Consider the following 14,450-nt stretch of genomic DNA (forward strand, 5'->3'; position numbering starts at 1 on the left):
TTATACTTTAGACACAGCTAATCGGATTACCGGTTTCAATACCTTACTTTTGGGCCCTGTATACCTTTGTTTCTGCTTAAAAGCAGACCTCAAATTTATAAAGTACTGGCAAACAAAAGCATGAGCCAACATCCCGTTTTTTTATGAGCTTTTTAGATGTATCCGATATAAGTGTCTCTGAGAGAGAAAACACAGTTTTAACAGATATTTCTTTTACCCAGCAGGAATTTCAAAAAATTGCCATTGCCGGAGAAACAGGATCCGGAAAAAGCACCTTACTGCAAACCATAGCTGGCTTGGTTCAGCCTGAGTCGGGGCAGGTGCTGTTTGAGGGAGATAAAGTACTGGGGCCACATGATGTACTTGTACCGGGCCATCCGGAAATTGCCTACTTATCGCAGCAATATGAGTTGCCACAGTTTTTAAGGGTAGAACAGGTGCTAAAGTATGCAAACACACTCCCCGATGCCGAAGCTGCCTTTCTTTATGAGATTTGCAGAATCAACCACTTATTAAAACGTAAAACAAACCAACTATCCGGAGGCGAGAAACAACGTATAGCCCTGGCACGCCTGCTAACCTCTTCTCCCCGGCTACTGCTGCTTGATGAACCTTTCTCCAACCTGGATATGGTTCATAAAGCTACCTTAAAGTCGGTTATAGAGGATATTTCCGAAAACCTTGAAATCACTTGCACCCTCATTTCCCACGACCCGGCAGACACACTTTCTTGGGCTGATGAAATTCTGGTAATGAGAAACGGAGGCATAATACAGCGCGGCATGCCTGAGCAAGTATACCGCCAACCCATCAATGAGTATGTTGCGGGGCTTTTCGGTAAGTATAACTTGCTTGATGCAGCGTTGATCAAACGCTTCCCGGGTGCCGCTAAAGCTAAGTTGAAGGGGAGAAATTGTTTGGTCAGGCCAGAGTTCTTCCACTTGGCAGCAGGCAACAGCACAGGACTTGAAAGCACAGTAACGGCTGTTTCCTTCTATGGCAACCACTACGAACTAAAGGTTATACTTGCCGGTACCATACTTACTTTAACTACAACAGAAAATAATTTACAGCCAGGTGACACCGTTTATGTTTTGCTAAACCCGGAAGGGATTTGGCCCTTGTAGGTAATCAGGCATAAAAGAACCCGCTCCAAGTATACATCAGAACGGGTTCTTCTATCAACTTATATTCACTTATATTACTGGGTCATTTGGCGTATTGGGGTTGGTTAGCCTTTCCTGGTCAGGGTATGGATAGAAGTTCCTGTTACGCTCTGCCGTGCTTTCTGGTGGTGCGGGACGGCCAAAGCGGCGACTGTCTTCCCACTTCTGCCCCGATAAGTATAACTCTGCTGACCGCTGCCTGTACACTTCCAGCAATAGCGCCTCTCTGGTTACCGGACCACTATAAGCTGGCAAAGAGGCATTAACCCCAAAAGGGTCGCCTGAAGCCTGCGTTCTTACTTCGTTTATAAGTGCCAATGCATCATCCAACACCCCATCGCTGCGAAGTATAGCCTCAGCTTTTATAAGTTTTATTTCATCAGGTAAGTATACAGGAATGTTAGACGTTTGCGTATCAAAAAAACCCTGCAATGTTCTTACCGGATCCCCGCCTACATCTACTATAGGACCAGTCAGGTAAAAGTCCTCTCTTGCATCTCCTTCTTCGAAAAGATCTGCCGGTAAACCAAGGTCATCACGAGGGCTAAAGTATTTCAGCACGAAAACGGTATTGTATATAGGGTTCGGGCTTAACGTGCTATACACAAACGCTGATGTCGCAGTAAGGTCCACAAGGTTTGCATTTGTGAGCGCAGCGTCATAATTGCCCGCATATAAGTTATACCTGGCGTTCATGGCATACAAGGTGTTTCTCAGATCAAACGCAGAACCTGTAACAAGCGTAGTAAACTCCTGCGAAGGCGGCGTGGCATCAAGTAAGGCTATGCCCTCGTTCAGGTGGGAAATTGCTGCCGCTAAAACCTGGGCGCGGGGCACGAAAGAGACTTTTTCAGTAATGCTTGTCTCTATGTTTGCCTGTTCAAAAGCATTCGCTAAATTCCCCAAAGCCATTGCCTTAAATAAATGCGCATGTGCTAATACCCCGCTTAATGTGCCACCCGATAACGCCTGAATATTCGGAGCATTTTCCAGTATCTGCTCACTCATGCTCATGGTGCGTTGCATCCTGGACCATAAACCCAATATGTTACCATTAAAAGTTGGCAATGCTGTGCCGCCTGCCTCCAGCTCTAGTATATTCGTAAAGGTAGCCACACCTTTCATCTCCCGGCCAGTTACACCGGTGTATAAACGGGCGGCTTCTACACCAGAAGTGGAATAAAACTGCCTTAAGCCCACGCTCAGCGCGATGATACCTTCACGGGAAGAAAGCACCTCTATATCACTTGCCGCATTGGGGTTTGGTATATCAAGCTCGCAGCCACTTGACAGCAACAGAAAGCCTGACAGTACACTTATCTTTAAATATGACGCTATATTTTTCATTTGATTTCCTGTTTAGTTAGAGAAGATTAGAACGACACAGTAAGGCCTAAGGCGTAGGTTCTTGGTATAGGTACCTCCACAAAGTCGAAGCCCCGAACGGCAGTAGTCTGTCCTGCAGCGTTTACTTCAGGGTCAAAACCGCTGTAATCATCAATCGAGAAAAGGTTACGACCCGCCAGGCTCACGCGCACGCTGCCGTTTCCGATAAAAGCCGGCTTAAAGTCATAACCTATTGATACTTCCCTTAACTTGATATAAGAGCCATCTTCAATATAATTTTCAAAAATACCGAACAATGCAGCGGATGTACCTTTTGGCACTTCGCCTCTAAGCTCTGGTTCGTACCCGGCCAGGCCACCGTACAAATCACGCTCTCCTACACGGCGGGTAAAATTGAACACATCAAAGCCATACGCTGCATCAAAAAGTACCCGGAAAGATAAACCTGCGCCAACGGTCACTTCATTTACCCAGGAGCCTGTCCAGTCCGGGTTCGGATCTCCGATAACTTTAGGAACAGTAGCGCCGGTTGGCTGGCCTGTTTCAGGGTTGCGCCCTATACGCTCAGGCTGCGGCAGTCCGGCTGGGGTTAGCAAGAGCGAGCCATCCGGGTTACGGGCAAAATACGTACTGTAAAAAGCACCAAGCGGGTAACCGTTTACTGCGGCAACCTGCCCAAACCCACCCGGAAAAGGCAACACCCCACCCGGTATGTCATTTACCTCATTCTTGTTTCTGGAGTAGATCAGCGTGGATGTCCACTTAAGATTCTCTTTTTGAACCGGTGCGCCAGTCAGCATCAGCTCAAAACCTTTATTTGTCATGGTGCCAATGTTGGCATACTGGCTCAGGAAGCCGGTGGAAGGAGTTAGTGTTATTTGAAGGAGTAAATCTTCTACGTTTTTGTGGTAATAAGAGAATTCAAGTCCAAGTCTGCCATTTAGAAAACTCATATCAGCACCAACCTCTATTTCTTCTTGTCTCTCTGGTTTGATGCCTGAATTGCCTAAGAGTGTAGAAGACACGACTCCCGGAAAGCCTGGCAATGCAACAGGATTGTAGTTGGTGTACCGTTCGTATGCCCGAAGCGCTGTCAGGTTACCTGCCTGTCCGTAAGATGCCCTAAGCTTAAGAATCGGTATTGTATTGCTCAGGCCTTGCCAGAAACTTTCGTTTGATATCAGGTAACTGGCGCTTACTTTAGGGTAAAATTGCCACCTGTTATCTTCTCCAAAAACAGAAGATACGTCGTAGCGTCCTGCCCCCGTCAGGAACAGGCGGTCGCCGATGCCGAAGGTTTGCTGTGCAAAGAATCCAAGTATGTTGATGTCGCTTCTTTCCTCTGAAGAAACAACTGTTGCCCCGCTGGCAATTCGCGCAATTGGCCCCAACTGTGTAGCTGTAATAGCTGAAGTATAATACTTCTCTACCTGGGCTGTACCACCCACACCTGTTGTAGATTCCAGCCAATCGGATAGCATCGTTCTGTAAGATATGTTCAGGTCGTTGTTTAACAGGTAAGAAGTTCTGTCGGCACGCCGTGAGTAGCCTGCATCGTAGGAGGGTGTGGTGTTACCTACCGGGATAAAACCTGTCGCAATCTGGGTGGCATTGTCATAGCCTAATGTATAATTGATGTTCAGGTTATTGATTGGTGTCAGCATTAGTTGAAAGTCACCGATAAAGCGGTTGGTTCGCTGCTGAAAATCGAAGCGGTTAATCGCCTCAAGGGGGTTGGTTCTGCGGAGCACGTTGGTAGGTGCAGTAGACGGATAAACACCGTTAACCGGCTGTGGGTTGATGAAGTTATTGCTGAAGATAAATCCTGTTAAGGCACCGTATGTTTCAAGCAAGCCGCCATTCGGAATTTCTTCGCTGGTGCTTAACGTATAGTTGGCTCCGAAAGAAACAGATATCCAGTCATTCAACGTCTGATCCAGTCGTACACGGGCTCCTCCCCTGTTAAAGCTGGAACCATCTACTATACCTTGGTTACTTAAAAAGTTACCACTCAGAAAATACTGTGTATTGGCGCTGCCCCCCGAAACCGAGATATTGTTTTCTGTGCCTAGCGCCGTTCTGAAGATTTCATCCTGGTAATCGTAGCGCTGCACAGGTTCCTGTGTGAGGTCTGATGCGATAGTATTTATAAAACGGAAAGGATAATCGTTATACTCCAGCGTTTTGCGCACTTCACTAACCCTGAATTGGGTAGAGGCTGATACTTTTGGTTTTCCTTCCTTGCCTCGTTTTGTAAAAATCTGTACCACACCGTTGCTGGCCCTGGAACCATAAATGGCCGCTGCCGCTGCACCCTTAATGATCTCAATGCGGTCAATATCGTTCGGGTTGATATCTACTAAACGGTTTTGGGCATAACCACCCAGGTCAATAAGTTCAGGAGAAGTGTTGTTGATGATAACGCCATCCACGATGTAGAGCGGGTCTCCGGAGCCAACTACAGTACTTGTGCCTCTAAGGCGCACGCTTATGCCACCTGCGGGGTTTCCGGAGTTTTGCGAGATTTGTGCACCGGCCACTTTACCAGCCAAAGCCTGATCGATAGACGTGGCTACACTATTCTCCAGAGATGCCGCCGATACGGTGGAGATGGCGTTGCCCAGCTGCTTTTTACTTGTTGCCACAGAGGTACCTGTTACCACTACCTCGTCCAGGCCTACAATGTCCTCGCTTAGCTGCACATCCACGGTTACATTCTCGGAGGCGCCCAACACTACCGGCCTGTTTTCCGGCTTAAAACCGATAATGGAAAAAACCAGTTGATAGGTGCCTGCAGGCTGGTTTGCAACCAGGTTATACTTGCCGTTTGCATCGGTTGCGGTAGCGGTGTTTGTATTCTGAAGCCTTACCACAACACCGGGTAGTGCGCTTTTAGTGCGGGCATCTGTTACAGTACCCGTTACGGTATAGCGCGTGCCCTGCGCAGAGGCCACCTGGCAAAGCAAAACCAGCAGGAATGCCCACAGTAAGGCTGCCCTTAAGCTGGGCCGCCCCATTACGTAAATGTCTCTCATAGTGTATTTTATTTTTGTGGTACATAAAATCTAGCTTTAATTAACTACGCTGGTAAACTTATCTTCCCCATATGCACAGAGGGTACCCGTGTTTGCCCAGGCCCGAAATTAATTTGGTTACCTACAAGGCACTCGTTGGCTAACGTTGCAAACAATACTGCTTCTTTAGCATCCGGAGACACACCCAACTCAGCGGTATTTCTTATGGTTAAACCTGTCACCATCTCCTCAATATTCTGAATCAGTAGCGGGTTGTGCATGCCGCCGCCGCTTAGAAACACCTCAAACTTCTCTCCCTTTAAGGTTCTTTGCAAAGCATCGCTTATACCAATTGCAGAAAAGCGATTTAAGCTAGCCATTACATCTTCCGGAGAAAGCTGCGTAGTCCCCGACTTTTGCTGTGCATGCTCCAGGTATTCCAGGTTAAATAACTCAGGACCTGTAGTTTTAGGAAAGCCTTGCTCAAAAAAAGAATGATCTAATAGCGCTGTTACTAATTTTGTATTATACGTACCTTTCTTTGCAATATCCGAATCTAAATCAAAATATTTACCGGGGTACTCTTTCTGCACATAAGCATCCATTAGTGTATTGCCCGGCCCTACGTCTGTCGAGAATATTCGCTTGGTGTCTAAATCGCCGGGAAGGAAGGTAAAATTGGCAATGCCGCCAATATTCAGCATGATTCTGTTTTGCCCTTTTTCAGAAAAAAGAAGATAATCGCCATATACCGCCAGCGGGGCACCTTCGCCGCCTGCGGCCACATGTTTCTGCCGGAAATCGCTAAGGGTAATGATGCCCGTCTTAACAGCTATATGGTCTCCATCGCCGATTTGCAGCGTGGCATTAGGCATAACAGGGATACCATGGAGTGAGGCTGGGGCATGGTAAATCGTTTGGCCATGGCTGGCTATGATGTCTACTTCGTGCTGCTTTACGCCCCAATCCTGCAAACAATTATTTATAAGTTCGCCATGGAAACTGCCAATGTAAGCGTTGAGCAAGCATACTTTCTCCAGGTCTACCTGTCGCTTGGAGAAGATGGCTTTTACTTCCTGTTTAAAAGAGGTATCGTAGGGCATGGTGGCAAACTCGCGCAGCACCATTTTTGTTTGGGGGCCGTGGCCTGTAAATTCACACAGGGCAATGTCTAATCCATCCAGGGATGTACCCGACATCAAACCGACGATAGTTCTTTTATCTTTGTTTACCACCTGAAACAGCTCTGCAAGTCCTTTATTCATAGCACGATGTAATTTTAATTGCTCGAAATGCTTTTTCATACCGGCAAGAAGTATAAAATCACCGGTATATAAGTTCGAAGCTATATAAAACTAAACGTACTGCAATAAAATAAGGACTGAAATCAGGATTCTTTCAGCAAGTATAAAATGTATTTATCGGGTGGGCACTATGTGTTGCGAGCTAGCCGCCGTACAAGAAAAAGAATACTGCTGAACTCACCCTACAGGCTTTTAAGTTTAAAGTATACTTTAAACGATGTCCCTTTTCCTGGTTCGCTTTCCAGCTCTATTTTGCCGTCGTTGATTTCCACTATCCTTTTTACAATGGCCATGCCCACTCCTGTGCCCTCTACGTGGTTATGCAGCCTTGTAAACATGCTAAACACTTTCTCATGGTCCTCTGGGCGTATACCAAGCCCATTATCCTGCACGGTAAGTACTGTGTATTTTTCGGTTTGATGCGTTTTAAGCGAAATTACGGGTTTTCTGTCGGGGCAGCTGTATTTTATGGCATTAGATACCAAATTATACACGATGCTACGCAGGTTCTTCCGGGAATGAACAATGGAGGGCGCCTCTGTAAAGTCTTCTGAAAACGTTGCTCCATATGACTCTATCAGATTTTTAATATTGAGCTTAACATCATCAAGTATTTCGCTGAAAGCAACGTTTTTCTCACACGATTTGTCCTCGTGCTGCACTTTGGCAATTTCGGTTAAATCCTGCAGCGTGGTTTTGAAGCGGCCTACGGCCGCATTCACCATTTTCACAATTGAGGCCACTTCCTCCATATTCGGGTTCGGGTCATCCAGGTTCTCCTGTAATGCAATCATCAAACCCTCAATATTATTGATAGGGGCCTTCAGGTCGTGTGAGGCAGTATACACAAAATTATCCAGGTCTTTGTTTACTCTTGTCAGCTCCCTGGTGCGTTCCTGTACCTTGGCCTCCAGGTTCGTATTGGCTTCTTTTACTACCTCGTTTGCTTTCACAAGTTCTTTTTTCTGGATGTAGAAACGAACAAACGAAGCTACTTTTGCACGGGTAATAAAAGGGTGCAGCGGTTTAAACAGGAAATCAACAGCACCCGCCTCAAAGCCATCAATCACGTGGGTAGCCTGTTCGTCAATTGCTGTTACAAAAATTATCGGAATGTCTTTTGTTTTAGAGGTGTTGCTCAGGTAGCGCGCCACTTCAAACCCGTTCATCTCCGGCATCTGCACATCCATCAGTATCAGCGCCAGTTCTTCCTTTAAAGCAATCTTAAGGGCCTCCTCTCCTGACCGGGCAAAGAGGTAAGTAATATTTTCGCTTCCATCAGATAGCAGGCTCTCCAGGCTAATCAGGTTTTCCGCCAGGTCATCTACCAAAAGAATCTTAACCGGATGTACAGCAACTGTTTCTAAGTCTAAATCGTGTAATGGCTGGTCAGCGATCATGTTAGGGAAAGTAAGTAATCTTTTAAACTGTTAAGGCCTTGCACAGAACAAGTTGGCACAGCCTCGATGGCTGCAAGTGGCATAACAGCCACTTCTGCTTCGGCCGGGTCCTGCACAAGGGCAATACCACCTGCATCGGCAATACGTTTAAGCCCCATGCTTCCGTCTTTGCTGGCGCCACTCAAAAGTATGCCTATAACACCCTCGCCATAGGTATCGGCAGCGCTAATAAACGTTACATCTATAGAGGGACGAGAGTAATTTACTAAATCTGAGACATCTAACGAGAAACTTTTATCATTTTCAAGTAAAACATGGTAATTGGCAGGTGCAATGTAAACATATCCACTACAAACAGCCTCTTTATCTTCCACTTCTTCTACTTTCAGGTTCAGGCGCTTGTCAAACAGCTGCTTCAGGTTGCCCTCCTGGTCGCGAAGGCGGTGCAGCACCAGCACTATTGGTATTTTATAATCTTCCGGCAGGCCCTGAAGTATTTCCAGCGAGGCTTTTATACCACCCCACGAACCTCCTATTACGATCAAGTCAGGTGTCTTTCTCATCAGCCGGTTTTTCGGTGAATACGATTCTCTTTATCCACGAAGGCATATCTGCTGAAAATACCTGACATTGCAAGCGTTTCTTTTTTACCTAAGGCAAGATAGCCTAAATCTACCAGACTGTCATCGAATAAAGTAAACACTCTTTCCTGCAACTCCCGGTTAAAGTATATTAACACGTTGCGGCACAAGATCAGGTGAAACTCATTAAAGGTAGAGTCGGTTGCCAGGTTATGTGGGTAAAACACTACGTTTTTAATAAGCGATGAGTCGAACTTTAAGCTGCCGTAGTTACTAACGTAGTAGCTCGCAAACTCTTGCTTGCCACCCGATGCATAGTACCCCGACGTGTAAGACGCAATATTGGAGGCAGAGAAAATGCCTTCTTTTGCCTGCTTCAGCACTTTCTGGTTTATATCCGTTGCGTATATCTTCGTTCGGTCCAGCAGGCCTTCTTCTTTTAAAAGTATAGCAAGCGAGAATAACTCCTCTCCTGTGGAGCAACCGGCGTCCCATATTTTTATGAACGGGTAAGTAGAAAGCATTGGCAGCACATTCTGCCGCAGCGACAGGAAAAAAGCTGGGTCCCGGAACATCTCGGTTACGTTTACAGTAATTTCCTGCAGAAAACCTTCGAAAAAAAAGCTATCCGAAAATACCTGCTCCCGCAACTCAGGAATGGTTTGCAGGTGATTATTTGCCAGAAAACGTTTCACCCTGCGGTAAACAGATGCCCGTGCGTAGCCGTTAAAATCATAGCCGTAATGCTGCCGTATGTCTTTTATCAGCTGCTCTACCTCCTGCTCAAACTGTACATCCATGCTATGCTTCATATAGCCACACCCGCATTAAGGTTAGCAACTTATCTGTATCTACTGGTTTAGGTATGTAGTCTGAGGCACCAGCGTTAAGGCACTTCTCCCTGTCTTCTTTCATGGCTTTGGCAGTTAAGGCAATTATCGGTAGCTGCTTAAAACGGATGTTTTCCCGTATTCGTTTTATTGCCTCAATTCCGTCCATTTCCGGCATCATGATATCCATCAGCACCATGTCAATGTCTGTTTCCTTTTCCAGCTTCTGCAGCGCCTCTACCCCATTGTAAGCCACTACGGGTTGCATGTTGTGCAACTCCAATAAGCTGCTCAGCGAGTAGATATTACGCACGTCATCATCTGCTATCAGCACCTTTTTACCCTGCAGCACCTCTTCCGGCACGTGCAACTTCATTTTAAAGTCGTTGCCTGAAGGTAGTTTCTGGTTAACCTTATGCAGGAACAGCTGCACCTCATCAAGCAGGCGCAGGTACGAATACTCATTTTTGATGATGATCGTGTTAGCAAACTCCTTCAGCTGCGCTTCCTCCTGCTCGCTTAGATCTTTGCCAGAGTAAATAATAATCGGAATATCCGCAAGGCCCGGGTTTGATTTTATCTTTCGCATCCAGTCATAGCCTTTCATGCCTGGCAGGTTCAGGTCAAGTATAATGCAGTCTATTTTCTGCTTTGCCAGTACCTGCTCCGCCTCCTCTGCCGTGTATGCCGATGTAGATTTAAGGCCATGGGCCAGCAGCAGTTCTGCCACCGCTTTGTTCTCCACCTGGTTGTCCTCTACAATAAGTATGGTTTCAATGGATTTGGCTAAGGTACTGGTAATGGTGCTGAAGGCTTTATTCAGCATTTCCAGCGTCACAGGCTTGGGCAGGTACTCTTCGTTATCCTGGAAACCGCCGGTTACTTCACGGTCGTAGGCCGACATAACATGCACATTGATATGGCGCAGCGCTTTGTCTTCCCGGATTTCTTTCAGCACATCCCAACCTGTTGTATCCGGCAGGTTTATGTCCAGCAGCATGGCATTGGGCATCTCCTGGCGCGCCAACTGCAAACCCTCGCGCCCGGTATAAGCCTGCATTACATTAAATTTCTTGGCACGTGCAAAATCGGCAAGTATGTCGCTAAAACCCTTGTCATCTTCCACAATCAGCATTTTAACGTCCTCATGGCCGTTTGCGCCAAATTGCTCAAAAGCCTGCGTCACCGATTCCACTTTAGGTACCTGCTGGCTAGCCGGGGCCTGTGCCAGCGTTTTTTTGCCTTGCTCCTGCGCTTGTGCCACACGTGGCAAGTATAAGGTAAAGGTACTGCCCTTGCCTGGCTCGCTTTCCAGCCGTAGCTCTCCGCCAAGTAGCGCAGCCAGTTCTTTGCTTATCGTCAGCCCCAGACCTGTGCCGCCATACTTGCGCGTTGTCGACGAATCCACCTGCTGGAAGGCTTCAAATACCTCGTCCTGTTTTTCTTTCGGTATGCCGATGCCCGTATCGCGCACCGAAAAGGCAATTATTTCATTTGCCCCATTCAGGTGCTCTTGTTTAAAGCGCGGTTTGTTATTTACGACAGGATATATCGCTATTTCTACCTCACCGCCTTCGTCGGTAAACTTTAGGGCATTGCCGATAAAGTTTTTAAGTATCTGCTCTAACCTGAACCGGTCCGTCACAATGGTGTCAACAGCGCTGTCTTCGTGCGTTTCCGTCAGGTGGATTTTCTTGCGGGCAGCCACTTCCCTAAACATCGGCTCCATTTTAATGTCACTCAGCCTGATCTCCTCTGTTTCCAGCTTAATCATACCCGACTCAATTTTAGAGAGGTCCAGTATTTCGTTTATCAGCTTAAGCAAATCGTTGCCGGATTTATGAATGATCTGGGCGTGGTCTATCTGCTTTGCTGTTAACGTCAGGTCAGGGTTATCGGCGAGCAGCCTTGAAAGTATAAGAATACTGTTTAGTGGCGTGCGCAACTCGTGGCTCATGTTAGCCAGGAAATCGCTTTTATACTTGCTTACTGTTTCTACCTGCTGCATTTTAAGCTCAATGGCCTGGCGCGCATCTTCCAGCGCTTTATTTTTAGCACGGATAGCCTCAAACTGCTCTTCCAGCAACTGCGCCTTCTCTTCGAGTTCGGTGTTCTTTTCCTGAAGCTCTTCCTGGTTTACGCGCAATTCTTCTTCCGATGCCTTTAATTCGGCGTTAAGCTGGCGTAGCTCTTCCTGCTGTGTTTCCAGTTCCTCGGCCTGGTTTTGTGTTTCAAACAGCAGTTCCTCAGTTTGTGCATGGGTTTTAAGCGTATGCACTATAACGGCAATGCGTTCAGCGGCCACCCTGAAAAACTCAAGCTCCAGCTCGGTATAGTTTTTTCTGGTGCTAAGCTCTATGGCGCCAACTATGGTATTGTAGAAGTTGAGCGGAATAATGATGATGGAGGCAGGTGTGATATCAGAAAGGCCGGTTTTAATGCGTAAATGCTCTTCGCCCACGCCATCCAGCAACTTCACTTTCTTCTCTTTTACAGCTTGCCCTACTTTACCAGCCCCAATCATAAACGAAGGTAGCTGCTCTATACTTTGTGTTACGCCATAGCCGGCCACAGGCTCTAATTTAGCTCCATCGTTATGCAAGTATACCACACCGGCCTCGGCACCAGTATAGCTGCTCAAAAAGGCTAAAACATTTTCCGTTAGCCTGGATACATTGTTCTCGCCTACTGCTATCGAATTAAGTTCTGTAACACCGGAAAGTATCCAGTTGCGGTTGGCATTGTCGGTGGTAAAGCGCTGCAGGTTTTCTTTCATGTCGCGGATAGTGTAGCTGAGCACGTCCTGCTCGCTTTGCACTTCCACGTCCATGTCGTATTTGCCTTCACCAATAGCCTTGGCCACGCCGGACAGGTAAATATTTTTCTCTAAAACGCCTCTGAATGAGTCTGCCACCTTACCAATTTCGTCTGTGCTGTACACATCAATAACAACATCTGTGGCTCCCAGCTTTATCTTATCGGCTGCCGTGCGCAGGGTGGAAAGTGAAGCCGATATAATGTTGATGATGTATAATGACAGGAAAGTAGCAGCGCCAAGTATAAGCACCAGTACCGCTGCCAGCACAAACAGATACTGCTCCCTTTCTTTTAGATCCTCGTTTACCTCTCCCCGAATCCGGCTGATAAGGTCCATTTCTATTTTCCGTAACGCTTCAACGCTCTCTGTAGACATCTTAAAGACGGCGTTCGCATTCAAAGATTTAACATCTGCTTGGGGGTTGCTTACCAACCGCTCAATTAAAAGAGATGTATTCTTATAATCATCGCTTGCCTGCACATCCCGTAAAGCGCTTGCCGACTCCTCATCAGCATACCTGTTAAAACTTCGGAGCGCCTCATCGTAAGATGTTTTGTGTGAGTTTAACAGTACATACTCGTCCAGGGTAAGTTCTCCGCTCTGGATGGCGTTCATCAGCAGGCTTCGGATACGGGATAACTGGATCTTTGTCTCAGCCAGGTTCCGGAAGTTTGATAACTGAATTTCGAGTTCAGCTGTACTGATTCCTGTTGCGTTGGCATCAATCCTATCCAGGAAAGAGAAAATCAGGCTTGAAGAGTACTTTCTGTACCCATACAAATCCAACTGGTTATTGTCGAGGTTGGTGCGGTGCAGAATTAACTCGTTTAGCAACGAGAGTTCAGGTATCGTGTGTCCGGTGCTGTCCAGGAAATCATTTAAGTCCCGCAGGGCCGCATCCGTTAAACTTCTTTGCGCTCTAGCTTCCATCATCATAAGCGAATCGCCGCCGGAAGCAGCCAGCATACGCGCTCTTTCCCGCTGGAATGCATGTATCAAGGCTGATACTTTCTCTGACTCTGTTAGCTGATACGACTCATCCTTTAGTTGCTCATGCTCATCAAGTTCCCGGTTAAAAGTAGTTGCGACAAAGTATAAAAGCGGGAACAACAGCAACGAAAGAAGTAGAAGCAGCTTACTTCTGATTTTTAGATTTTTGATCAATTTCATCAATCCGGGTTGGTTAGGTCGAAAGCACTATGAAAATGCAATTTAACAAAACCTAAGCTAATTATAGGCCGGCGATGCTTTATAAACAGCTAAATTGAATTTGTGTCGCCTAAAAACAGCTTTGCCTTTTTCCGGTTGGGCATCAGATAATCCTGCCGTCTTCCATCTCAATGATGCGCCCGCTGTTTTGGGCAAAGCTTTGGTCGTGGGTAACGATGAGTAGCGTCTGGTTATGCACTTCCGCCAGCTCCTTAAAAATATCGAATACCATATCGCTGTTCTTCACATCCAGGTTCCCGGTAGGCTCATCGCCCATGATAATGTGCGGGTCGTTGATAAGGGCACGGGCAATGGCCACGCGCTGTTTTTCGCCACCCGAAATGCGGTAAGCCGTTTTCTGTGCCAGGTGCTCAATTCCCAGCATCTTCAGCCTCTCCAAAGCGCGGTGCTCAACTTCCTGCTCACTATACTTGCCCAGCTTCAGGCCGGGCAGCATTACGTTTTGCAGCACGCTGAACTCGTTCAGCAGGTAATGAAACTGGAACACAAAACCTATTTTCTCGTTTCGGATACGCGCCAGCTCCACATCGCTCCTACCGGTCATCAGTTCGTCATCAATGTATAGCTCCCCCTGGTAATCGGTATCCATTGTAGATAAAATATAGAGCAGCGTAGACTTACCACAACCCGATTTGCCGATTACAGACACAAACTCGCCTTTATCTACAGAAAAGGTAATATCAGAAAGCACCTGCACCGTTACCGGGTCGTGAAACGCCTTGTTTATTTGCTTTGCCTCAAGTATAATGTTGCTCATGCT

General features: G+C 46.8%; 9 protein-coding genes. 1 reads left to right on the forward strand and 8 read right to left on the reverse strand.

What is annotated here, in order from left to right; genetic code table 11:
• The first annotated feature begins 143 nt into the window (after window positions 1-143).
• Complete coding sequence (locus Q1A23_RS12300) at window positions 144-1,127, forward strand: ABC transporter ATP-binding protein (RefSeq protein WP_299823772.1); 984 nt, start codon at window positions 144-146, stop codon at window positions 1,125-1,127.
• Between the two features lie 69 nt (window positions 1,128-1,196).
• On the opposite strand, the gene Q1A23_RS12305 is transcribed toward Q1A23_RS12300, so the two are convergent.
• The 8 genes from Q1A23_RS12305 to Q1A23_RS12340 form a co-directional block, all read right to left on the reverse strand.
• Window positions 1,197-2,513: a RagB/SusD family nutrient uptake outer membrane protein gene (locus Q1A23_RS12305; RefSeq protein ID WP_299823774.1), complete on the reverse strand. Its 1,317-nt coding sequence runs from the start codon at window positions 2,511-2,513 to the stop codon at window positions 1,197-1,199.
• Between the two features lie 26 nt (window positions 2,514-2,539).
• A complete protein-coding gene (locus Q1A23_RS12310; RefSeq protein ID WP_299823776.1) occupies window positions 2,540-5,548 on the reverse strand; it encodes a SusC/RagA family TonB-linked outer membrane protein in 3,009 nt (1,002 codons plus the stop codon).
• A 44-nt stretch (window positions 5,549-5,592) separates the two neighbouring features.
• Window positions 5,593-6,792 carry an anhydro-N-acetylmuramic acid kinase gene (locus Q1A23_RS12315; RefSeq protein ID WP_299823778.1) on the reverse strand — a complete coding sequence of 400 codons (1,200 nt, stop codon included), beginning with the start codon at window positions 6,790-6,792 and terminating at the stop codon, window positions 5,593-5,595.
• Window positions 6,793-7,013: 221 nt separating this feature from the next.
• A complete protein-coding gene (locus tag Q1A23_RS12320) occupies window positions 7,014-8,231 on the reverse strand; it encodes a hybrid sensor histidine kinase/response regulator (protein ID WP_299823780.1) in 1,218 nt (405 codons plus the stop codon).
• Complete coding sequence (locus Q1A23_RS12325) at window positions 8,228-8,794, reverse strand: chemotaxis protein CheB (RefSeq protein ID WP_299823782.1); 567 nt, start codon at window positions 8,792-8,794, stop codon at window positions 8,228-8,230. The genes Q1A23_RS12320 and Q1A23_RS12325 overlap by 4 nt, the downstream gene beginning before the upstream one ends.
• On the reverse strand, window positions 8,794-9,612 hold the full coding sequence (locus Q1A23_RS12330) for a protein-glutamate O-methyltransferase CheR (protein ID WP_299823784.1): 819 nt from the start codon (window positions 9,610-9,612) through the stop codon (window positions 8,794-8,796). Before Q1A23_RS12330 ends, Q1A23_RS12325 begins: the two co-directional genes overlap by 1 nt.
• A gap of 1 nt (window position 9,613) precedes the next feature.
• On the reverse strand, window positions 9,614-13,630 hold the full coding sequence (locus Q1A23_RS12335; RefSeq protein ID WP_299823786.1) for a response regulator: 4,017 nt from the start codon (window positions 13,628-13,630) through the stop codon (window positions 9,614-9,616).
• Between the two features lie 142 nt (window positions 13,631-13,772).
• The gene (locus Q1A23_RS12340) at window positions 13,773-14,447 is read right to left on the reverse strand and encodes an ABC transporter ATP-binding protein (RefSeq protein WP_299823788.1); all 675 of its coding nucleotides are present in this window, start codon (window positions 14,445-14,447) and stop codon (window positions 13,773-13,775) included.
• Between the last annotated feature and the right edge of the window lie 3 nt (window positions 14,448-14,450).

This window comes from uncultured Pontibacter sp. (assembly GCF_947492645.1).
Lineage (GTDB): Bacteria > Bacteroidota > Bacteroidia > Cytophagales > Hymenobacteraceae > Pontibacter.